Raw genomic sequence first — 22398 nt, forward strand, 5'->3', positions numbered from 1 at the left:
CATTGGCGGTGATCTTAGTCTGCAAAGTGATCCCATCCCCTGAGAGCTGTCGCCTGTGACGCCAGTGTCACTCGCGGCGTGCCCAGCCCTACCGAGCCTACCGCAGTGAAGCCGGATGGGAGCAGGGCGTCCCGGGGGAACGTCGCGAGCAGTCCGTGGTCCTCGCCGCCTCCGAGCACCCAGTCCATCGCGTCCATCCCGAGCAGCCCGGCCGCTGCGCGCAGCGGCTCGGCATAGTGCAGCAGGGCGGCGGGGTCGAGGTCGAGCTGCACGCCGCTCGCCGTGGCGATCCGGCCCGAGTCCCGGACGAGCCCGTCGGAGATGTCGAGCATGGCGCCGGCCCCCGCGGAAGCGGCTGCGGGACCGGCTGCGAGGGGCGGGCGCGGGCGCAGCTGTGCGGCGACGAGCTCCTCCCCCGCCGCGCCGAGGACGGCGAGCGGCCGGCCGTCCTCGAGGAGGGCCAGACCGGCCGCCGCACGGCCGAGGGTTCCCGCCACGGCGACCACGTGACCAGGCTGCGCGCCCGACCGGAGGACGGGCTGCCGGCCGTCCAGGGTCCCGGTCACAGCGGCGGTGACCACGATCTGCGCACCACGGCCGAGGTCGCCACCGACCACCGAGCACACGGCGCCGAGCTCCCGGATCGCCGCTGCGAGTCCCCGAGCGCAGTCCTCCACCCAGGTGACGGGCGTGTGCGGCGGCAGCGTCAGGCTCACGACCAGCGAGGTGGCCGTGCCTCCCATCGCGTTGATGTCGCTGAGATTCTGCGCCGCGGATTTCCAGCCGACGTCGTAGCCGGAGGTCGTGAACCCGTTGCTGCGGACAAGACGGAAATCCGCGTCCTCCACGAGTGTGTCCACGGAGAGGACCACTGGCCCGGGCGTCTCGGCGAGCACGGCGGCGTCGTCGCCCGGACCCACCAGCGTGCCCCGGGCGTCGCCGAGCAGCGGGAAGATCCTCGCGAGGAGCTCACCCTCGCCTATCCCGCCCACGGAGGGTCCGCCCGGAGCCGTCGGCTGCGATTCATCGGTCATGGGGGCTACCGTACGATGCGCGACCGACACGCGACCCGGGAAGGCCGGCTACGCATCACGCCCTGGTCAGGCCGGCGACGTAGGCGGTGAGACGGTCCGCGGCGGGCATCGGCACGAAGCCGCTGGCCTTGAGCTTCGCGAGGTCGAGCGTGCTCTGCAGGGGACGCGGGGCCGCATCCTTGTCGGCGAAGTACTCGGCGGTGCTGACGCCGGTGACGTCCCCGCGGTCCCTTCCGCACAGCGCGTAGACCTCGGCTGCGATGTCGGCCCAGCTCTGCGGAGCGCCGTCGTTGGTCACGTTGTAGGTGCCGTACGGCGCGCCCGTACCCAGCAGGTGCACGATGGCGCCGGCGATGTCCTCGGTGAACGTCAGGCGGCCCACCTGGTCGTCGACGACGCTCGGCGAGATGCCGCGCCCGGCCAGGGCCGCCATGGTCCGCACGAAGTTGTTCCCCTCGCCGATCACCCAGCTGGTGCGCAGGATGTAGTGGCGCGGCACCGTCGCCACGATGGCGTCGCCGGCGGCCTTGGTCTGCCCGTAGACACCCAGCGGACTGAGCGGCTCGTCCTCGGGGTGCTCCTCGCGGGACCCGTCGAACACGTAGTCGCTGGAGATATGCACGAGGGTCAGGCGGTGAGCGCTCGCCACCCGGGCGAGGGCCGCGACGCCCGTGACGTTGACGGCCCAGGCGGCCGCCCGGCCCTCGGGCGTCTCGGCGGCGTCGACCGCGGTGTACGCGGCGGCGTTGACGATGGTGCCGTACGCCGACCACGGGCGGGCGCCGTCGAGGTCCCCGCCCAGGAGGTCGAGGTCGGCGCGGGACGCGAACTCCACCGACGGCTGGTCGGCGAGCGCGCTGCGGAGGGCCCTGCCGAGCTGGCCGTCGGCCCCCACGACGAGCGTCTTCCGGGGTGCCAGCGGCCTGACCCCGGCCAGGCGCGGATGCTTCCTGTCCTTGTCCGACAGTTCCGCGTCGGCCAGCGGGATGGGCCAGGCGATGCCCGCGGTCTCGTCGGCGAGATTCAGGAACACGTACTGGTCCTGGGCGTCGGCCGACCAGTGGTCGTTGACGAGGTAGGTGTACGCCGTCCCGTCCTCGAGGGTCTGAAAGGCATTGCCCACGCCACGCGGGATGAAGATCGCCGTCGACGGGTCGAGCTCTGCGGTGAAGACGGCGCCGAAGGACGGCCCCTCGCGCAGGTCCACCCAGGCGCCGAACACGCGTCCGGTGGCCACGGAGATGAACTTGTCCCAGGGCTCGGCGTGGATACCCCGCGTGGTGCCGGCGGTCTCGTTGAAGGAGATGTTGTTCTGCACGGGCCCGAAGTCCTCCAGCCCGGCGGCGGTCATCTTGGCCCGCTGCCAGTTCTCCTTGAACCAGCCGCGGTTGTCACCGTGCACGGGGAGGTCGAACAGGACGACACCCGGGATGGGCGTCCCGCGGGCAGCGAGGGGCTTCGAGAACACGGGTCCCATGCGCCTACTGCCCCAGCTCGGTGTACTTGGACTCGGTGACGGCCTTCTGCGGGCGCCACCAGGCCTCGTTGTCGCGGTACCAGGCGATGGTGTCGCGCAGGCCCTGCTCGAAGTGGTGGAATTCGGGCTTCCAGCCGAGCTCGGTGCGCAGCTTCGTCGAATCGATGGCGTATCGCAGGTCGTGGCCGGCGCGGTCCACCACGTGGTCGTAGGCGTCCGCAGGCCGGCCCATCTCGCTGAGGATCAGCTCCACGACGTCCTTGTTGTTGCGCTCGCCGTCGGCGCCCACCAGGTAGGTCTGCCCGATCTCACCCTTGTTCAGGATGGCCCAGATGGCCGAGGAGTGGTCGTTCGCGTGGATCCAGTCGCGCACGTTCAGGCCCTCGCCGTAGAGCTTGGGGCGTACGCCGTCGATCACGTTCGTGATCTGCCGCGGGATGAACTTCTCGACGTGCTGGTAGGGCCCGTAGTTGTTCGAGCAGTTGCTGATCGTGGCTCGGACGCCGAAGGAGCGCACCCAGGCGCGCACCAGGAGGTCCGAGCCGGCCTTCGTGGACGAATAGGGGCTCGACGGGTTGTACGGCGTGTTCTCGGTGAAGCGCTCAGGGTCGTCGAGCTCGAGGTCGCCGTACACCTCGTCGGTGCTGATGTGGTGGAACCGGGTCCCGTAGCGACGCGCCGCCTCGAGCAGTGTGTAGGTGCCGATGATGTTCGTGTCGAGGAACGGCCGGGGATCGTGCAGGGAGTTGTCGTTGTGCGACTCGGCGGCGAAGTGGACCACGGCGTCGGCGCGCTGGGTGAGGGGATCGACGACGGCGGCGTCCGCGATGTCCCCGACCACCAGCTCGAAGCGCCCGCTCGGCAGCCCCTCGAGCGAGGCGTGGTTGCCGGCGTACGTCATCTTGTCGAGGACGGTGACGGAGGCGTCGGTGTGCTCCATCAGGTAATGGACGAAATTGGATCCGATAAAGCCGGCGCCGCCGGTGACCAAGAGATTCTTCACGTCCTGCACTTTACCGGCAGGGCCCTGCTTCACCCGATTCCGCGACCGGACGGGACCACGCGGCGGCCGTCCGGTCGCGGTCCACGGTCAGGACTGGTGGCTGCCGCGGCGCCGCGCGACCACGACCGCGGTGATGACGAGCGCGGCGGCCAGGAGCCCGGCGCCGATCCACGCGACCGGCGCGAGGGAGGCTGCGCGCTCCTCCTCGACGGCCACCGGGGTGCTGCTCGCGGCCGGCGCAGGGGTCGTCGCCGACCGGCTCGGCCGCGGCGTCGTCGTCGTCGACGCGCTCGGGGCGGTCGGGGCGGTCGAGGGGACCACGGGCGCTGCGACGGGCGCCTCCGGGGACGCGGTGGCCGAGGCCTCGGGGGTGGGCGCGGGAGCGGTCGCGGTGGGCTCCGGGGTCGGCGTGGGCGTGGGCGTGGGCGTGGGTACCGAGCCGGGGACGACGGTCTCGCCCGCGATCGCGACGGCCTCGCCCGAGGCGGCGTCGTACCGGAGGTTGGTGTAGATGAGCGTGTCTGCGAACACGAGGTTCCCGGTGCCCGGCTCGATGAGATGCCCGGTGGCGGGATGCACGAGGAAGCCGGTGCGCGTGTTGATCAGGAAGCCCGTGGCGGGGTCGGTGCCGGAGGTCGCCGTGGGATCGGGACCGGCCGGGACGGGCTCGACGAAGGTCTGCCCGTCGGAGTTCTCGCCGGGGACGGACGGCTCCTGCCCGCCCACGACCGCCGGCGCGACGACGGCGGGGGCGACGACGGCGGGCGCGACTTGGGCTGACCCGGACCCGGCATGCTCGAGCGCGAGTGCGGGCACCGGTGCGGCGAGAACCGCTCCGGCGAGGAGGGTGGCGGCCGCGCCGGAGAGGATCCGGGTGCTGGCGGTGGTCGGCAGGGTGCGGCGGTGGTGCGGGGTCATTCGTCCTCGGCTCGGGCTCTCGCAGCAGCGGGTCGCGCGGGGCGACGCCGGGTGCGGTGGGGAACCAGCAGCCTGGATTCGGCTGTGGCTCCTGAAGTGTACGGTCGGCCGATCGCCGCTCCCGGCTCATCCCCGGAGGCGCCTGCACCGTGTCGTGCCCGCGCCCGCCACGGCGGCCTGCGCGACCTACTAGGGTGGGAGCATGCCTGCTCTCCCCCGGTCCGCGGCCTCCCTCGCGTGCGTCGCGGTCCTCGCGGCCGGGCTCGCGGGGTGCGCGTCCGTCGTGGACGTCGATCCCGCCGAGGATGCGGCGAACGCTCGCTGCGCCGACGTCATGATCGCCCTGCCGCCGCTCGTCGCGGAGAACGAGCAGCGGGACACGAACAGCCAGGCGACCTCCGCGTGGGGCGATCCGTCGAAGGTGGTGCTCCGGTGCGGCGTGGTGGTCCCCGGTCCCACCACCGATCCGTGCGTGACCGTGAACGACGTCGACTGGGTGGTCCGGGAGGGGGACCCGGCGTGGACCGCCACCACCTACGGGCGTGATCCCGCCGTCGAGGTCCTCTTCGACCCCGACGAGGTCGCCTCGAGCACCGTCCTCGTGGAGCTCGGCGCCGCCGTCGCGCGTGTGGACCAGACCCGCGCGTGCGTCGCGCTGTCCGACGCCACCCCCGTACCGTCGGGCGGCTGACGCCGCCCCCCCGTTTGCAGCACTCCACAACCGCCGGGAGGCACCGTGAAAGCAGAGCAGATCTCCGATGTCATCACCTTCCACGGGGAGGGTCCCTATTGGGACCCTCGCCGCGGCGAGCTGCTGCTGGTGGACATGACGGAGGGCGACGTCCTGGTCCGCCACGAGGACGGTTCCTTCGACCGGCACGACGTCCACCCGCGCCTGGCCGCCGTCATCCGCGGGCGCGAAGCGGGCGGGTACGTCCTCGGCGTGGAACGCGGGTTCGTGTTCGCGGACGATTCCTTCACCGTCCTCGAGCAGGGCCCTGCGGCGTTCGGCGACAGCGCGGTCCGCATGAACGACGGCGGCTGCGACACCGCGGGCCGGTTCCTGTGCGGCTCGATGGGCTGGGAGGGCGGGTTCGGAGCGGGGGCCCTCTACTCGCTCGGGAAGGACCACGGCGTCTCGACCCTGCTGTCGGGTATCACCGTCTCGAACGGCCTCCACTTCTCCCCCGACGGCGGCACCGCGTTCTTCAGCGACACCCCCACGGGCCGCATCGATGCCCTCGGCTACGACGTCGACGCCGGAGTCTTCACCGACCGCAGCACGTTCACCGTCGTCGAGCCGGCGCTCGGCATGCCGGACGGCATGGCCATCGACGCCGAGGGCGGCATCTGGACGGCGCTGTACGGCGGCGGAGCCGTGGCGCGGTACGACGCCTCCGGCCGGCTCGCGGAGCACATCCCGCTGCCGGTCACCAACGTCACGGCCTGCGCGTTCGGCGGTCCGGAGCTGCGCACCCTCTTCATCACGACGACGCAGGAGAACATCCCCAAGGGATCGGAGTCCTCCGCCGGCGCACTCTTCGCCGTCGAGGCAGGGGTGGCCGGCGCTCCCCTGCCGATGTTCAGGGGGTAGGCCTGCGCAGGGTGGCCACCCTTCCGCGGACGCTTGCTGTTGAACATCCGCGGAAGGGTCGTGCGGGACGTCAGAGGATCGGCTGCCCACCCGTGACGGCGATGCGCGCGCCCGAGACGTAGCTGGCCTCGTCGGAGGCGAGCATCACGTACACCGGCGCGAGCTCCGCGGGCTGGCCCGCGCGCTGCATCGGTACCTGCTGACCGAAGGACTCCACCTGATCCTCCGGCATCGTCGCGGGTATCAGCGGCGTCCAGATGGGGCCGGGAGCCACGGAGTTGGCGCGGATGCCGCGCTCGGCGAGGAGCTGGGCCATGGAGGCCGTCATGTTGGCGATGCCCGACTTCGTGGCCGAGTAGGGCATCAGGGTGGGCACCGGGTTGTCCGAGTTGATCGAGCTCGATCCGATGATCGATCCGCCCGGTCCCATGTGCGGCAGGACGGCCTTCGTGAGGTGGAAGAAGGCGCTGAGGTTCACGGCGAGCGTGTAGTCCCACTCCTCGTCGGGGATCTCCTCGATGGTCTCGTGCGTCATCTGGAAGGCGGCGTTGCTGACGAGGACGTCCACCCTGCCGAACTCCTCGACGGCCTTGTCGATGACCGCGCGGCACGTCGCCGGGTCGGCGAGGTCGCCCGGGAACAGGACGGCCTTCTGCCCGGCGTCCTCGACCCAGCGGGCCGTCTCGCGGGCGTCGTCGTCCTCGTTCAGGTAGCTGATGAGGACGTCCGCTCCCTCGCGTGCGTAGGCGATGGCGACGGCGCGGCCGATACCGCTGTCGGCGCCGGTGATCACCGCCTTCTTGCCTGTGAGCCGGCCGGACCCCCGGTAGGTCTGCTCCCCGTGGTCGGGCGTGGGATCCATCGCGTCGGTGGTGCCGGGCACGTCCTGCTGCTGTGGTGGCTGGGTCACTGTTCCTCCTGGTGTCTGCGGGCGATCGCGTCCGTGGCTTCCCCGTCCCCCTACGGTAAGCACCCTTAGTAATCGAAGGGAAGCGGACGCCCGGTCCGGAAACCCGTTGCACGAGGGGCACCCACGCCCGATGCGGTACACGGCCGAATCCGTCCTGCCCCTGGAACGGACCGATCAGGAGCCCGTGACGGGGCCCATCGGTGCTGATCACGAACCCCGGCGAGGGTGTCGGTGACAGTAAGTACACTGATGACTTCAGCCGGCTACGACGAACAGGAACTCACATGGCAGACACACTGGGAAGCCCGAACTCCGAGCCCGAGGGTGGATTCGAACGGGATCCGTCCGACTGGGTCACGGGTGACGAGCCGATGACCGCCGCACAGCGCAGCTACCTCGACACGCTCGCGCGCGAGGCCGGCGAGGAGATCCCGGCGGACATCAACAAGGCCGAGGCGTCCGAGCACATCGACCGTCTCCAGGGCAAGAGCAAGCGACTCAGCGATGATTCCTGATCCTGTGTCGCTCCGGTCCCACTGTCCGGTGCGTGTCACCGGGACTGGTCGACGGTTCCCGGTGATCCGCATCGGACAGTGGGATCGGCCTTCGGGGCCGGTGAGCCGGCCGACACCGTCGTAGGCACCGAACCGTCACGGCAGTCCCGTCGACAGGTCCAGGTGGCGTCCCTGCCAGGTGCGCCGGAGCCACCGGTCGTGGGAGGCCACGACGACGGCGCCGGGGTAGTGGGGTATCGCGGCTTCCAATCGTGTCGCCAGGAGCAGGGACAGGTGATTGGTCGGTTCATCGAGCAACAGGAGATCGGGAGGGCCGGCGAGGATCACGGCAAGGGCGAGGCGGCGTTGCTGACCGACGCTGAGGACCCGGACCGGCCGTCCCTCGTCCCGTGGTGCGAGGAGGCCGAAGGTGTGCAGGGGCACGAGGTCCGCACGCTCGGGTCCCACGAGGTCCTCGTAGGCCTGGCGAGCGGTGCGGTCCGGACCCCGGTGTCCCGGGTCCGCGAGATCGACGTCCTGGGCGAGGAGACCGATGCTGAGCGCGGCTGCCCGTGTGACCGAGCCCGACGTCGCCGCGAGCTCTCCGGCGAGGAGGTGCAGGAGTGTCGACTTCCCGGAGCCGTTGGGCCCTGTGATCAGCCATTTCTCCCCGGGCCCGACGACCAGTGACGTGGGATGCAGTCGGCCGTCGACGGCGGCGTCGGTGACGGTCAGCACCGGGCCCGTGCGATCCCCGCCGATGCCCGAGGGTGCGCCTGCGGCCGTGAGTCCCTGGAAACGCATTTCGCGGGGCGGCGTGCGGATCTGCCGTTCCTCGAGCCGTTCGAGACGGGCTGCGGCGTCGTTGACCCGCCGGGAGACCGTCCTCGCATTGCGGTCGGCGTAGAACTTCGCGGCTCCCCGCACCTCCGAGCGCGGCGTCCAGTGTTCGTGTCCCACGACGTAGTGGTCCGGGGCGGCGGCGCGCAGCCGCCGGAGGCGGGCCTGTTCCTCGCGGTACTGGTGTTCCCAGCGCTCGCGTGCCTCCAGCCGGGCGTAGAGGTAGTCCGTGTAGCTGCCCGTGAAGCGTGTGACCCCGATGCCGGCCCCCTCCCCGTCCCCGATCAGGGCGCCGGCGGTCGCCTGCGGTAGAGGGGCCGGGTCCAGGTCCACCAGTGATGTGACCACGTCGTCGAGGAACGCACGATCGTGGCTCGCGATCAGGACCGGACCGGCCCATGCGGAGAGGAGCCCGCGCAGGTATTCGGCCGCGTCGTCGTCGAGGTGGTTCGTCGGCTCGTCCAGCAGGAGGACATCGGGCGCGCTGAGCAGCAGCCAGACCAGGGACAGGCGGGAGCGCTGCCCGCCGGAGAGGTGCCGTGTGCGTCGCGACCCTGGCAGGTCGGCCAGGCCGAGACCCGACAGCATCGCGGCGATGCGGGCGTCGACGTCCCACGCACCCACGCGCTCGGCGGTCTCGAGGGCGGACGCGAAGCGCGCCGACGCCGCTTCCTCCCCGGGAGTGTCCGCCAGGGCCTGGCCGGCGATGGCGACGGCTGCCGCCGCAGCGCGGATCGGGGCGACGGCCGACTCCAGGGCCTCCGTGATCGTCGACCCGGCTCGGAAGGGCGGTTCCTGGTGCAGGAGTCCGATCCGCGGCGGTCCACCCCCGGGGATCGTGGCGGACACTGTTCCACCGTCGGATTCCAGCAGGCCCGCGATGATGCGCAGCAGGGTGGTCTTGCCGGACCCGTTGTCGCCGATCACGCCGGTGCGGTCCGCCGCGACCGTGAAGGACACGTCGCTCAGGACCCGCCGGGCACCGAAGGCTTTCGAGACGCCGTCGACGCGCAGGTGCGCTGCGGAGCGGGGAGAAGGAGAGGCGGTCATGGGGAACCTCGGCTCGATCGGACACCTGCCGGGCATCGGCCACCGACGCAGGAGCGGGAGAAGGATCAGCTGAGCACGGGACAACTATAGACAGAGCGCGCCCGGCGGACACAAGGGCGACGAGGCGATGCGGCGTCGCTCCACGGGCGACCCGCGGGTGCAGAGGCACACCTTGGTGGAAACCGCTTCTGCCTACCCGGCGATTGAATGTTCCTGCGGCCTGCTGTCGACTTGAGGAAAGGCCCATCGTGTCAAGCAGCCGGCGGGATGAGTCTTGACGGGGGTTGCAGGGCGGCTCAGGCCGCCCTGCAACCTTCCCCCTCCGGTCGGAGACGCGTCGGGCAGGCGCCCTCCCCGGCATGGCGGCGGGACGTGGAATCAGGGCCGTGGTGCGCCGCCGGTTTACGACGGTGGACGCCGCACCTCCGCGGCCGCCCGTCCGAGGACCTCGCGGACGGCCAGGACGGCGGGGCGCTGCGCACCCGCGCGCCGCGCCGACGTGAAGATGGAGCGCCGCGGGACGTCGTCGAGGTCCAGGAGCTGCACGGGGACACTGCGTCCGGTCCAGACGAGGTCCGGCATGAGCGCGACGGCGTTGCCCGACTCGATGAGCCGGATCTGCGCCTGGAGGTCGGCGGTCTCGTAGCGGACGTCCGGCTCGAACCCGGCCCGCCGGCACGCCTGTTCGGCCCAGTGGCGGGATGCCGCTCCCCTGGGTTCCATGACCCACGCTGCGGCAGCGGCCTCCGGGACCGTGGTGATGTCCGCGTGGTCGTGGCCCCGGAGCGGGACGGCGAGCCGGATCGCGTCCTCGGTGAGGGGCACATGGTCCAGTTCCGGGTGGCGGGGAGCGGCGTGTCCGGGGTACTGCTCGGCGATCACCAGGTCGAAGTCGCGGGCGAACGTCTCCCACAGTGCTGTCTCCGGTTCCCGCTGCACCATCTCCACGCGGACGTCCGGGTAGTCGCGCGTCATGGCGGTGAGGGCTCCGGGCATGAGCGCCAGCGCGGCCGACTGGAAGACCGCCACGCGGACGGTGCCCGAGACCGTGGTGAGTGACGCCGCGAGGTCCGCCTCCGCGCGGTCGAGCGTCTCGAGCAGTTCCGTGGTGTGGGCGACGAGCACCTCGGCCTGAGCGGTGAGGACCACGCGGCGTCCCGTCCTGCGCAGCAGTTCCACGCCCACCTCCTTCTCCAGCAGGGCGAGCTGCTGCGAGACGGAGGACGGACTGTAGCTCAGTGCGGCAGCGACGTCGGCGAGTGTGCCCCGGATCTTGAGTTCGCGGAGCAGGCGCAGTCTGCGCAGGTCGAGCACGGCGCCTCCCGTTGCAGAGTCAGATCGGTTTTCCTGATGAGTACCGTTCAGTAATCATCGCTTTTCCTAATCGTACGATGGCGCCGATACTGAGCAGGAATCACCTTCCGCTGTGCCCGGCGGAAGACGCCCGACCGAAAGCCGTCGCCATGACAACCCAGCTCCCGCCCTTCGAGGGCATCGCCACCACCCCGGCACCCCGCGATGCGTCAGTGACCACCACCCCGGTCGCCGACGTCGCCTCCCCCCAGTTCTCCGCCGGTCCCGGCGGCACCACGGATATCCCGGCAACGCTGCCGGAGCAGTCGATCGCCCTGGTGCGCCACTGGCTCACCGAGGCGTCGAAGGTACCGGTCGATTCCTCGGCGAAGCAGCTCGCCGGCGTCCTGAAGGATCCGAACGGGCTGGCCTTCACGGTCGGCTTCGTCGACGGCGTCATCCGCCCCGAGGATCTCTCGGTGGCCGCCCGCAACCTCCGCGCCCTCGCCCCGAAGGTGCCCGCCTTCCTCCCCTGGTACATGCGCTCCGCCGTGAAGGTGGGTGCCGCCGTCGCCCCCGTCCTGCCGCAGGTGGTCATCCCCGTCGCCCGTCGCGTGCTGCGCGAGATGGTGGGGCACCTCATCATCGACGCGTCCGACGCCAAGCTAGGACGGTCCATCGGGCGCATCAGGCGCGAAGGGATCCGCCTGAACGTCAACCTCCTCGGTGAGGCGGTCCTCGGCGATTCCGAGGCCGAGCGCCGCCTGGCCGGCACCGTGCGGCTCCTCGAGCGCCCCGACGTCGACTACGTCTCCATTAAGGTGTCCTCCACGGTCGCCCCGCACCCGGCCTGGGCCTTCGAGGAGGCCGTGGAGCACGTCGCCGAGAAGCTCGCTCCCCTGTACGCGCTCGCTGCCCGGTCGGAGAAGCGGAAGTTCATCAACCTGGACATGGAGGAGTACAAGGACCTCGATCTGACCATCGCGGTCTTCATGGAGATCCTGGGCCGGCCCGAGTTCAGGGACCTGGAGGCCGGTATCGTCCTGCAGGCCTACCTCCCCGATTCCCTGGCCGCCATGATCCGGCTGCAGGAGTGGGCTGCGGCCCGCCGCGCCGCCGGCGGCGCAGGCATCAAGGTGCGCGTGGTCAAGGGTGCCAACCTGCCCATGGAGCAGGTCGAGGCCTCGCTCCACGACTGGCCGCTCGCCACCTGGGGCACCAAGCAGGACTCGGACACGCACTACAAGCGCGTGCTCGACTACGCCCTGCAGCCCGGGCGCATCGAGAACGTGCGCGTCGGCGTCGCCGGGCACAACCTGTTCGACCTCGCCTTCGCCTGGCTGCTCGCCGGCGAGCGCGGCGTCCGCCACGGCATCGAGTTCGAGATGCTCCTCGGCATGGCCCAGGGCCAGGCGGAGGCCGTCCGGCGCGATGTCGGGTCCCTGCTCCTCTACACGCCGGTGGTGCACCCGAGCGAGTTCGACGTCGCCATCGCGTACCTGATCCGCCGCCTCGAGGAGGGCGCGAGCCAGGACAACTTCATGTCCGCCGTCTTCGAGCTCTCCGACAACGAGGCGCTCTTCGACCGCGAGAAGAACCGCTTCCTCGCCTCCCTGGCGGCGCTGGACACCTCGATCCCGGCACCCAACCGCCGGCAGGACCGCGCGGTCCCCGCCCGGCCGCACCCGGGTACCGGTTTCACGAACACGCCCGACACCGATCCATCCCTCCCGGCCAACCGGGCGTGGGGCCGTGCGATCCTCGACCGCGTCGCCACCTCCGAGGTGGGCAACGACGTCGTCGCCGCCACGACGCTCACCCGCGCCGAGGACCTCGAGGAGACCATCGCCGGCGCCGTCGCCGCTTCCGGCGCCTGGGGCTCCCTCAGCGGAGCCGAGCGCGCCGTGATCCTGCACCGCGCCGGCGACGCCCTGGAGGCGCACAGGGCCGAACTCATGGAGGTCATGGCCGCCGAGACGGGCAAGACGCTGGACCAGGCCGATCCGGAGATCTCCGAGGCCGTGGACTTCGCCCACTACTACGCCGAGCGCGCCCGCGAGCTCGACGACGTCGACGGCGCCGTGTTCTCTCCCGTCCGCCTCACCGTCGTGACGCCGCCGTGGAACTTCCCGGTCGCGATCCCCGCGGGCTCCACCCTGGCAGCCCTCGCGGCCGGATCCTCGGTGATCATCAAGCCCGCCTCGCAGGCGCGCCGGTCCGGCTCCGTCATGATCGAGGCACTGTGGGCCGCGGGCGTGCCGCGCGAGGTCCTGCACCTCGTGCAGGTCGAGGAGGGCGACCTCGGGCGTCAGCTCATCTCCGACCCGCGGGTTGACCGCGTGATCCTCACCGGCGGCTACGAGACGGCAGAGCTGTTCCGGTCCTTCCGCACGGACCTGCCGCTGCTCGCGGAGACCTCCGGCAAGAACGCCATCATCGTCACCCCGAGCGCGGACCTGGACCTGGCCGCACGGGACGTGGCGCAGTCCGCGTTCGGTCATGCCGGCCAGAAGTGCTCGGCGGCGTCCCTGGTGATCCTCGTGGGCAGCGTCGCGACGTCGCAGCGCTTCCGCAACCAGCTCCTCGACGCCGTCGGCTCGCTGTCCGTGGGCTACCCGGCGGACCCCACCACGCAGATGGGGCCCGTGATCGAGCCCGCGGCGGGCAAGCTGCTCGACGGCCTGACCACGCTCGGCGAGGGTGAGTCCTGGGCACTGGAGCCGCAGCGGCTCGACGACTCGGGACGCCTGTGGAGCCCGGGGATCCGCACCGGTGTGAAGCGGGAGTCGACCTACCACCTCACGGAGTACTTCGGGCCGATCCTCGGGGTCATGACCGCCGCGACCCTCGAGGAGGCCATCGCGCTGCAGAACGACATCGACTACGGCCTCACCTCCGGCATCCACTCGCTCGACCCGCAGGAGATCGCCACCTGGATCGACGGCGTGCAGGCCGGCAACCTCTACATCAACAGGGGCATCACCGGGGCCATCGTCCAGCGTCAGCCCTTCGGCGGCTGGAAGAAGTCCGCCGTCGGTGCCGGCACGAAGGCAGGCGGCCCCAACTATCTGGTGGGACTCGGGTCGTGGTCCCCCCGGTCGTCGGAGGCGCAGGGCGCTCCCCTGCCCGTCGTCGCGCCCCTGCTGTCCGCGGCCCGCTCCGCTGGCCTGCCCGACACCGACGTCGCCCGCCTCACCCGCGCGGCCGCTTCGGACGCCGCAGCATGGAGCAGCGAGTTCGGCCAGCTCCGCGACGTGTCGGCTCTCGCCGCCGAGCGCAACCTCTTCCGCTACCTGCCCCACCCCGTGACGGTGCGGCTGGCGGAAGGTGCTCCCGTGGTGGATCTCGTCCGTGTCCTGCTCGCCGCGGCGGCGGCCGGGTCGCCCGTCACCGTCTCGTCCGCCGTCGAGCTCCCAGCGGCGCTGCGGTCCGCCGTGACCGGGCTGGTCGAGAGCCTCACCACCGAGGACGACGCCGCCTGGCTGGCCCGGGCGGCGACCCTTGAGATCCGCCGTGTGCGGCTCATCGGCGAGGGGGCATCAGCCCTCGCCGCCGTGACCGGAGGGCGGCCCGACCTCGCGGTCCACGCTCAGCCCGTCACCGAGTCCGGGCGGATCGAGCTGCTGCCGTTCCTGCAGGAGCAGGCCATCAGCGTCACGGCCCACCGCTTCGGTACGCCCAACGCCCTGACCGACGGCCTGATCTAGCGGCACCTCCCACCCGGGCCGCCCGCCGGCCGTGCAGTGCTCATCGCTGTCGAGCACGCACAGCCGGCGCGGCGGCCCGCCCCCGTGGCGACACACCGGGCGGCTCGCCGACCCGACGAGGCGGCGGCGCACTGCAGGTGGAGAGGGAAGCGCGTCCTGCGCCTCCTCCCGTGAAACAATGACCGGAAGCAACCTCCCCTTCGCCTGCCCACCCCGGAAGCGATCCACCATGCCCCCAGCACCGTCCGGTCGCACCGCCCAGCCTGGGATGCGTGCCCGGTCACTGGCACCCGGACTGGCCGTGGTCGCGGTCGGGGTGGCCGTCGCCGTCCTCCTCGGATCGGTGCAGTCCGTCCTCGGTCCCCTCGTGATCGCCCTCGTGCTGGGAATCCTCCTCGGCAATTCCGGCGGGTACACACCCGCACTGCGGCCCGGTGTGACGGCCGGTACCAAGAGACTCCTGCGGGCCGGCGTCGTCCTCCTGGGCCTGCAGCTCGCCCTGCCCGACATCGTGGCGCTCGGCCTTCCGGTCCTCGGGCTCATCATCGCGTGCGTGGTGCTGAGCTACGTCGGGACGCTCCACCTGGGTATGCGGCTGGGACTCACGCGTGCCGGTGCAACACTCATGGCCGCCGGCTTCTCGATCTGCGGCGCTTCCGCCGTCGCCGGCCTCCAGGGCGTCGTGGACGCCGACGACGACGAGACCGCGAGCGCCGTCGCCATGGTCACCCTCTACGGCTCCCTCATGATCGTCGTGCTCCCCGTGCTCGGGGGCGTGCTCGGGCTGCGCGAGGACCACTTCGGCATGTGGGCGGGACTGGCGGTCCACGAGGTGGCGCAGGTCGTGGCGGTCGCCGGCACCGCCGGGGCCACCGCGCTCGCCGTCGCGACCGTGGTCAAGCTCGGCCGGGTCCTGATGCTCGCACCGGTCGCGGCCGTGGCATCCCTCGGCGAGCGGCGGCGGGCAGCGGCCTCGCTGAGCCGCTCTCCCTCGACCGCCGCCCCGGGCCTCCCGCGCCCGGTCACCCGCCCTCCCCTGGTGCCGCTGTTCGTCCTGGGGTTCCTCGGCATGGTCGTCATCCGCTCGCTCGGGTTCCTGCCGGCGCCGGTACTCGAGGGAAGCCGTACGGCCACCACCGTCCTCCTGGCCGCCGGCATGTTCGGGCTCGGGGCAGGCATCGACCTACGCCGCCTGGCACGCACGGGCGGACGCTTCGCCGTCGTCGGTGCCGCCTCGACCGCTCTCCTGGCGGGGATGTCGCTCGCCGGCGTACTCCTGCTGGCCTGACAGCGGCTCCTCCGCCGGACCGCTTCCCACTGATCAGTCGGCGTCCCCGATCACGCGCGCCGGGTCGCTGCACCCGGAGGCACGAACGACAGGCCCGGCAGACGCGGGATCAGCGCAGGCCGGTCCCGCGGTCCAGCGCGAGTCCGATCAGCTCGTCGATCAGCTCGGTGTAGCCGAGGCCGGACTTGGCCCACATCTGCGGGTACATGCTGATGGGTGTGAAGCCGGGCATGGTGTTGATCTCGTTGATCACGAGCGCCCCCGACGGCGTGTAGAAGAAGTCGACGCGCGAGAGTCCCTCGGCCCCGATCGCCTCGAAGGCCTCGCCCGCGAGCACCTGCACGCGGTCGAGCACGTCCGGTGGCAGGTCCGCGGGGCAGGAGAGCTCGGCGGCGGCGCCGTCCACGTACTTGGCCTCGAAGTCGTAAAAGGCGTGCTCCCCGGGTTGCACGGCGATCTCCCCCGGCAGCGACGTGCGCGGTGCCTGGAGGCCGCGTCCCTGCAGGACCGCCACCTCGATCTCGCGGCCCTCGATGCCCGCCTCGATGACCACCTTCGGGTCGAAGACCCGGGCGGCCTCCACTGCGGCACGGAGTCCGGAGGCGTCCGCGACGCGGCTGATGCCCATCGAGGACCCGGCGCGGGCCGGCTTGACGAACAGGGGGAATCCGAGACGCCCGGCGCGGGCCAGGCAGGCCTCGTCGTCGGTGCGCCACTGGCGGTCGGTGACCACCTCGTACGGACCCACCTCGAGCCCGGCGGCGGCGAAGACCACCTTCATGTAGTGCTTGTCCATGCCGACGGCGGATGCCAGGACGCCGGCGCCCACGTAGCGCATGTCGGCCATCTCCAGCATGCCCTGGAGCGTGCCGTCCTCACCGAACGGCCCGTGAAGGAGCGGCAGGACGACGTCGACGCCGCCGAGGCTCTCGGGCACGGACCCGGGCGCGGCGACGAGCAGTTCCTGGCCGGACCCGTTCCCGGCGGCCGAGCCCATGACCACGGCCTGCTCCGTCGCGGTGACCTCGGGCAGGACGTCGGAGCGCAGCGACCACGCGGACGGGTCCGCCGAGACGAGCGACCACCGGCCGGACTTCGTGATCCCCACGGGCACCACGTCGTACCGGGTCCTGTCGATGGCCTCGAGGACGCCTGCCGCGGTCACGCAGCTGACGGCGTGCTCGCTCGAGCGGCCCCCGAAGAGCACGAGGACACGCGGCTTGCGGGAGGAGACGGGGGTGTCGGTGGTCACGGAGCGGAATCGCCTTCCGGCTTGAGGTGGCGGGCCAGCAGGCGCGGCCCGAGGTCGTTGACGGACAGGCGTCCCTGCAGGACGGCCACCACACTCTCGGTGATCGGCATGTCGACGCCGAGTTTCGTGGCGGAATCGAGGACGGCCTGCGCGGACTTGATGCCCTCCGCGGTCTGGTTCATGCGCACCGTGACCTGGTCGAGGGTGAGGCCCTGGCCCAGGAGGTGGCCCGCGGTGTGGTTGCGCGAGAGCGCCGAGGAGCACGTGGCGATGAGGTCGCCCATGCCCGCGAGTCCGGCCAGCGTCTCGGCTCTGCCTCCGAGCGCCACGGCCAGGCGCGTCGTCTCTGCGAGCCCGCGCGTGATGACGGATGCCTTGGTGTTGTCGCCCATGCGGCGTCCCTCGCAGATGCCGACGGCGAGGGCGATCACGTTCTTGACGATCCCGCCGATCTCCACACCGATCACGTCGGTAGAGGTGTACGGCCGGAAGTAGGAGGCCGTGCATGCCGCAGCGATCCACGCGGCGGTGTCATGGTCGGGGCACGCGACCACAGATGCCGTGGGCTCCTCGCGAGCGATCTCCATGGCCAGGTTGGGCCCGGACAGCACGGCGATCCGCTCCGCCGGCAGTGCGAGCTCCTCCGCGATCACCTCGCTCATGCGTGCGTCGGTGCCGACCTCGAGGCCCTTCATGAGGGACACGACGACGGCGGACGCCGGGATGAGCGGGCGCCAGGCGGGCAGCTGCGCCCGGAGGGTCTGGGCGGGCACGGCGAGGACCACGAGCTCGCTCCCCCTGAGGACCGCTCCGACGTCGGCGGAGGCGGAGACGTTGGGCGGCAGCTGCGTATCCCCGAGATAGCGCGAGTTCCGGTGGTCCGTGGTGATCTCCTCGGCCACTTCGGGGCGGCGCGACCAGAGCATGACGGTCGTGCCGTCCGCGGCATCGGCGAGAACCTTCGCGAACGTCGTCCCCCAGCTGCCGGAGCCGAGCACGGCGATCTTTCCCGGGGGCGCGCTCCGGGTCACCGTGACGGTCACGAGGGAACCCCGTCCGACGGACCGTCCGGGTTACCGTCGTCGGCCTGGAAGTTCCGGCCGGTCCGCTTCTGCTGCTTCTGCGCCGGGTCCCACCGCTCCGTGGGGGGCTCCTCGCCCCTCAACTCCGCCAGCAGGGCGGTGATGGCATCGATGATGCGGTCGGTCGCGGCGTCGAGCGTGGTCCTGGTCAGGGGGGCGTCCCGGAAGTCCGACAGGTCCACGGGATCGCCGACGAGCACGCGGGAGCGCTTGCGCGGGAAGAGGTGGAAGCGCTTGGCGTAGCGCGGGAAGACCTCATGGGCGCCCCAGTGCGCTATCGGCACCACCGGCGCCCCCGTCTGGAGCGCCAGGCGCGCGGCTCCCGTCCGGCCCTTCATGGGCCACATGTCCGGGTCCCTCGTGAGCGTGCCCTCGGGGTAGATGATGATCCCGCCGCCGTCGGCGAGGGCCTCGCGCGCCGCTTCGAGCGAGCGGTTCGCCCCGGCCGAGCTGCGCTCCACGGGGACCTGCTTGATGACGCGCAGGATGGACCCGATCACCGGCACCTCGAACAGGGACGCCTTGGCGAGGAAGTGCGGCATCACGCCCTGGTTGTACAGGAAGTGCGCCACCACGACGGGGTCGATCTCCGTGACGTGGTTCGGGCACACGATCATGCCCGTCCCGCGCGGCAGTTTCTCCTGCCCGTGCCATTCCTTGGCCATGAGCGCGTTCATGAGCGGCCTCACCCAGGAGGCGAGGAACGTGAACATGGCCCGTGAGCCCCGTGACTCCCCCATGTGCCCGGACCGCCTAGGAGAAGACCACGGCAGGAACCGGGGCGTCCTCCGTGATGTCGAAGTCGGCGCCGAGACCCTCGAGCTTCTCCTGGAAACGCTCGTAGCCGCGGTTGATGAGCTCGATCCCCGTGACGCGGGAGACGCCGTCGGCCGCGAGGGCCGCGATGAGGTGGCTGAACCCGCCGCGCAGGTCGGGGATGTCGATGTCCGCGCCGCGGAGCTGCGTGGGCCCGGAGATGACGGCCGAGTGCTGGAAGTTGCGCTGGCCGAAGCGGCACGGGACGCTGCCGAGGCATTCGCGGTGCAGCTGGATGTTGGCGCCCATGCGGATGAGTGCCTCGGTGAAGCCGAAGCGGTTCTCGTAGACGGTCTCGTGCACGATCGACACGCCGGAGGCCTGCGTCAGGGCGACGACGAGCGGCTGCTGCCAGTCGGTCATGAATCCGGGGTGGACGTCCGTCTCGAGCACGAGCGGCTTCAGAGGGCCGCCGGGGTGGTAGAAGCGGATGCCCTCGTCGTCGACATCGAAGGCACCGCCGATCTTCCGGTAGGTGTTGAGGAAGGCGGTGAGGTCGAGCTGACGGGCGCCCTCGACGTAGATGTTCCCCTGGGTGACCAGCGCGGCGGACGCCCACGACGCCGTCTCGTTGCGGTCGGAGATGGCCTTGTGGTTGTAGCCGGTGAGCTCGCTGACGCCCTCGATGCGGATGACGCGGTCCGTCTGCACCGTGATGATGGCGCCCATCTTCTGCAGCACGGCGATGAGATCCATGATCTCGGGCTCGACGGCGGCTCCGGAGAGCTCCGTGATGCCCTCGGCGCGGATGGCGGTCAGGAGCACCTGCTCGGTCGCGCCCACGCTGGGGTACGGCAGGGTGAGCTTCGCACCGTGGAGGCCCTTGGGGGCGGAGATGGAGATGCCGCCCGGTCGCTTGTCGACGACGGCGCCGAAGTTCCGGAGCACCTCGAGGTGGTAGTCGATCGGGCGGTCGCCGATCTTGCAGCCGCCGAGGTCTGGGATGAAGGCCTCGCCGATGCTGTGCATGAGGGGGCCGCAGAAGAGGATCGGGATGCGGGAGTCCCCGGCGTGCGCGTCGATGTCCTTCGAGCGGGCCATCTTGGCGTTGACCGGGTCCATCGTGAGGTCGCCGGTGACCGGGTCCTTCGTCACCGTGACGCCGTGCAGCTGCAGGAGGCTCGTGACCACCTCGACGTCCTTGATCTCGGGGACGTTGCGCAGGACCGACGGCGTGTTGCCCAGCAGGGAGGCGACCATAGCCTTGGGGACCAGGTTCTTCGCACCGCGGACGGATACTTTGCCGGTCAGCGGGATGCCGCCGCGGATGGTCAGAACGCTACCCATGAATACCTATTTTCCTCGTACGTTGAACCCCCACGGACTCGCAATTGCTCGTACCAAGCATAGGAGCACCGCGGTGCAGACAGAAATACAAGGGTACGTGGTGTACTCCCTGTTCTCAGGAGAACCTGCACGGGTGCGTCGTCATTCCTCCCGGGTACCCGAACGGCATGTGACGCGCGCGACAGTCCGCCGCGCCCTCTCCTGCCTGCTCAGGTGCGCGCCGGGAGCGTGGTCGGCTTCCAGGAGGGCCGGCGGGCCTCGAAGGCGGTGACGTGCTCCTCCTGGCGGAGGGTCAGGCCGATGTCGTCCAGACCTTCTAGCAGGCGCCAGCGCGTGTAGTCGTCGAGCTGGAACGGCGCGCTCACCGGACCGCACTGCACGCTGCGCGAGACGAGGTCCACGGTCACTGTGGCGCCCGGCTCGTTCTCGAGGATCTTCCAGATGAGCTCGATGTCGTCCTGGGCGACCTGCGCGGCGACCAGTCCCTGCTTGCCGGAGTTGCCGCGGAAGATGTCCGCGAAGCGGGAGGACAGCACGGCCTTGAAACCGTAGTCCTTCAGTGCCCACACCGCGTGCTCACGGGACGAGCCGGTGCCGAAGTCGGGCCCGGCGACGAGCACCGTGCCGCGGGAGAAGGGCTCGCGGTTGAGGATGAAGTCCTGCTCCTTGCGCCAGCCGGCGAAGAGCGCGTCCTCGAAGCCCGTCCGCGTGATGCGCTTGAGGTAGACGGCGGGGATGATCTGGTCCGTGTCGATGTTGCTCTGGCGCAGCGGCACCCCGATGCCGGTGTGCGTGGTGATCTTCTCCATGGCGGGCTCCTAGGCTGCAGGGACGGTGGACGCGGCGTGGGCGCCGGTCGCCGGCAGCGGCGACAGGTCCGACGGCGAACTGAGGGTACCGCGCACCGCGGTGGCAGCCGCGACGACGGGCGAGACGAGGTGCGTCCGCCCGCCCTTGCCCTGGCGACCCTCGAAGTTCCGGTTGGACGTCGACGCGCACCGCTCCCCCGGCGCCAGCTGGTCCGGATTCATGCCCAGGCACATGGAGCAGCCGGCGAAGCGCCACTCGGCGCCGAAGTCCTTGAAGATCCGGTCCAGGCCCTCCGCCTCAGCCTGCAGGCGGACGCGCGCGGAGCCGGGGACCACCATCATGCGCACGGCCGGGTCCTTCTGGCGGCCCCTGATGATGTCGGCGGCGATCCGGAGGTCCTCGATGCGGCTGTTGGTGCAGGAGCCGAGGAAGACGGTGTCCACCCTGATCTCCTTCATCGGGGTGCCCGGCGCCAGGTCCATGTAGTCCAGCGCCCGGTTGCAGGCGGCCTTGTCGTTCTCGTCGGCGAAGTCGTCGGGCGAAGGGACAGACTGCGACAGGGAGACACCCTGGCCGGGGTTGGTGCCCCAGGTGACGAAGGGTTCGAGCTCGTTCGCGTCGAGGAAGACCTCGGCGTCGAAGACGGCGTCGTCGTCGGTGCGCAGTTCCCGCCAGTCGGCGACGGCGGCGTCCCAGTCCGCACCCTCCGGTGCGTGCGGGCGGCCCTTGAGGTAGTCGAAGGTCGTCTCGTCCGGGGCCACCATGCCTGCGCGCGCGCCGGCCTCGATGGACATGTTGCAGATGGTCATGCGGGCTTCCATCGACAGCGCCCGGATGGCGGACCCGCGGTACTCGAGCACGTAGCCCTGGCCGCCGCCCGTGCCGATCTTGGCGATGACGGCGAGGATGATGTCCTTCGAGGTGACGCCGGGCTTCAGGGTGCCCTCGACGGTGATGCCCATGGTGCGGAACGGCTTCAGCGAGAGCGTCTGGGTGGCCATGACGTGCTCCACCTCCGAGGTGCCGATCCCGATGGCGAGTGCTCCGAACGCCCCGTGCGTGGAGGTGTGGGAGTCGCCGCACACGACGGTCAGGCCGGGCTGGGTGAGCCCGAGCTGGGGTCCGACGACATGGACGATGCCCTGCTCGGCGTCACCGAGCGAGTGCAGGCGGACGCCGAACTCCCGGCAGTTCGCGCGCAGGGTCTCGATCTGCGTGCGACTGGTGAGGTCGGCGATCGGCTTGTCGATGTCCAGCGTCGGCGTGTTGTGGTCCTCGGTGGCGATCGTCAGGTCGGGACGGCGCAGCGGCCTGCCTGCGAGGCGGAGGCCTTCGAACGCCTGCGGCGAGGTGACCTCGTGGATCAGGTGCAGATCGATGTAGAGGAGGTCCGGCTGGGCTTCCGCGCCCACCACGTCGCCCTTGCGGACCACGTGCGCATCCCAGACCTTCTCTGCCAGTGTCTTGCCCATGTCGACCGTCCTTCTCTTCTCCGACGAACCGGACCCGGTAGGGCGGCCCGACCAATGGTTCCACTCAACCA

The 22398-nt window shown here is 71.0% G+C and carries 18 protein-coding genes; 5 read left to right on the forward strand and 13 right to left on the reverse strand.

What is annotated here, in order from left to right:
- Positions 1-14: 14 nt before the first annotated feature.
- From thiL to ACX80N_RS06485, 4 genes are all read right to left on the reverse strand, one after another.
- Positions 15-1034 (reverse strand): thiamine-phosphate kinase, encoded by a 1020-nt coding sequence (thiL, locus tag ACX80N_RS06470; protein WP_459338725.1) that lies wholly within the window; start codon positions 1032-1034, stop codon positions 15-17.
- 55 nt (positions 1035-1089) lie between these two features.
- On the reverse strand, positions 1090-2511 hold the full coding sequence (locus ACX80N_RS06475; RefSeq protein ID WP_459338726.1) for a sugar nucleotide-binding protein: 1422 nt from the start codon (positions 2509-2511) through the stop codon (positions 1090-1092).
- 4 nt (positions 2512-2515) lie between these two features.
- Positions 2516-3514: a dTDP-glucose 4,6-dehydratase gene (gene rfbB / locus ACX80N_RS06480; RefSeq protein WP_459338727.1), complete on the reverse strand. Its 999-nt coding sequence runs from the start codon at positions 3512-3514 to the stop codon at positions 2516-2518.
- Positions 3515-3601: 87 nt separating this feature from the next.
- Positions 3602-4432: a hypothetical protein gene (locus ACX80N_RS06485; RefSeq protein WP_459338728.1), complete on the reverse strand. Its 831-nt coding sequence runs from the start codon at positions 4430-4432 to the stop codon at positions 3602-3604.
- Between the two features lie 202 nt (positions 4433-4634).
- Between ACX80N_RS06485 and ACX80N_RS06490 the strand changes: the two genes are divergently transcribed.
- Together ACX80N_RS06490 and ACX80N_RS06495 are read left to right on the forward strand one after the other, a co-directional pair.
- Complete coding sequence (locus tag ACX80N_RS06490; RefSeq protein ID WP_459338729.1) at positions 4635-5123, forward strand: DUF3515 family protein; 489 nt, start codon at positions 4635-4637, stop codon at positions 5121-5123.
- A gap of 45 nt (positions 5124-5168) precedes the next feature.
- Positions 5169-6026, forward strand: coding sequence for an SMP-30/gluconolactonase/LRE family protein (locus tag ACX80N_RS06495; RefSeq protein WP_459338730.1), 858 nt, complete (start codon positions 5169-5171; stop codon positions 6024-6026).
- Between the two features lie 70 nt (positions 6027-6096).
- On the opposite strand, the gene ACX80N_RS06500 is transcribed toward ACX80N_RS06495, so the two are convergent.
- Positions 6097-6936: an SDR family oxidoreductase gene (locus ACX80N_RS06500; protein ID WP_240614998.1), complete on the reverse strand. Its 840-nt coding sequence runs from the start codon at positions 6934-6936 to the stop codon at positions 6097-6099.
- Between the two features lie 284 nt (positions 6937-7220).
- On the opposite strand from ACX80N_RS06500, the gene ACX80N_RS06505 reads away from it, so the two are divergent.
- Positions 7221-7451, forward strand: a complete 231-nt coding sequence (locus tag ACX80N_RS06505; protein ID WP_105030877.1) for a DUF3072 domain-containing protein — start codon at positions 7221-7223, stop codon at positions 7449-7451.
- A 135-nt stretch (positions 7452-7586) separates the two neighbouring features.
- Here the strand turns inward: ACX80N_RS06505 and ACX80N_RS06510 are convergent, their stop codons facing one another.
- Together ACX80N_RS06510 and ACX80N_RS06515 are read right to left on the reverse strand one after the other, a co-directional pair.
- On the reverse strand, positions 7587-9320 hold the full coding sequence (locus tag ACX80N_RS06510) for an ABC-F family ATP-binding cassette domain-containing protein (protein WP_459338731.1): 1734 nt from the start codon (positions 9318-9320) through the stop codon (positions 7587-7589).
- 402 nt (positions 9321-9722) lie between these two features.
- Positions 9723-10634, reverse strand: a complete 912-nt coding sequence (locus tag ACX80N_RS06515) for a LysR substrate-binding domain-containing protein (RefSeq protein WP_459338732.1) — start codon at positions 10632-10634, stop codon at positions 9723-9725.
- A 149-nt stretch (positions 10635-10783) separates the two neighbouring features.
- Here ACX80N_RS06515 and ACX80N_RS06520 point away from each other — a divergent pair, with 149 nt between their 5' ends.
- Together ACX80N_RS06520 and ACX80N_RS06525 are read left to right on the forward strand one after the other, a co-directional pair.
- Positions 10784-14320, forward strand: a complete 3537-nt coding sequence (locus ACX80N_RS06520; protein WP_459338733.1) for a bifunctional proline dehydrogenase/L-glutamate gamma-semialdehyde dehydrogenase — start codon at positions 10784-10786, stop codon at positions 14318-14320.
- 229 nt (positions 14321-14549) lie between these two features.
- Positions 14550-15608, forward strand: a complete 1059-nt coding sequence (locus ACX80N_RS06525) for a YeiH family protein (protein ID WP_459338734.1) — start codon at positions 14550-14552, stop codon at positions 15606-15608.
- A gap of 109 nt (positions 15609-15717) precedes the next feature.
- Here ACX80N_RS06525 and ACX80N_RS06530 read toward each other — a convergent pair whose 3' ends face one another.
- The 6 genes from ACX80N_RS06530 to leuC form a co-directional block, all read right to left on the reverse strand.
- Positions 15718-16860 (reverse strand): D-alanine--D-alanine ligase family protein, encoded by a 1143-nt coding sequence (locus ACX80N_RS06530; RefSeq protein ID WP_459338735.1) that lies wholly within the window; start codon positions 16858-16860, stop codon positions 15718-15720.
- Complete coding sequence (locus ACX80N_RS06535; protein WP_459338736.1) at positions 16857-17903, reverse strand: NAD(P)H-dependent glycerol-3-phosphate dehydrogenase; 1047 nt, start codon at positions 17901-17903, stop codon at positions 16857-16859. Before ACX80N_RS06535 ends, ACX80N_RS06530 begins: the two co-directional genes overlap by 4 nt.
- Positions 17900-18682, reverse strand: a complete 783-nt coding sequence (locus ACX80N_RS06540) for a lysophospholipid acyltransferase family protein (protein WP_105030884.1) — start codon at positions 18680-18682, stop codon at positions 17900-17902. Before ACX80N_RS06540 ends, ACX80N_RS06535 begins: the two co-directional genes overlap by 4 nt.
- 13 nt (positions 18683-18695) lie before the next feature.
- Positions 18696-20045: a UDP-N-acetylglucosamine 1-carboxyvinyltransferase gene (murA, locus tag ACX80N_RS06545; RefSeq protein WP_105030885.1), complete on the reverse strand. Its 1350-nt coding sequence runs from the start codon at positions 20043-20045 to the stop codon at positions 18696-18698.
- Between the two features lie 209 nt (positions 20046-20254).
- The gene (gene leuD / locus ACX80N_RS06550) at positions 20255-20854 is read right to left on the reverse strand and encodes a 3-isopropylmalate dehydratase small subunit (protein ID WP_459338737.1); all 600 of its coding nucleotides are present in this window, start codon (positions 20852-20854) and stop codon (positions 20255-20257) included.
- Between the two features lie 9 nt (positions 20855-20863).
- Positions 20864-22327 carry a 3-isopropylmalate dehydratase large subunit gene (gene leuC, locus ACX80N_RS06555; protein WP_459338738.1) on the reverse strand — a complete coding sequence of 488 codons (1464 nt, stop codon included), beginning with the start codon at positions 22325-22327 and terminating at the stop codon, positions 20864-20866.
- Between the last annotated feature and the right edge of the window lie 71 nt (positions 22328-22398).

The sequence above is a fragment of the Arthrobacter sp. MDT2-16 genome (assembly GCF_054510925.1).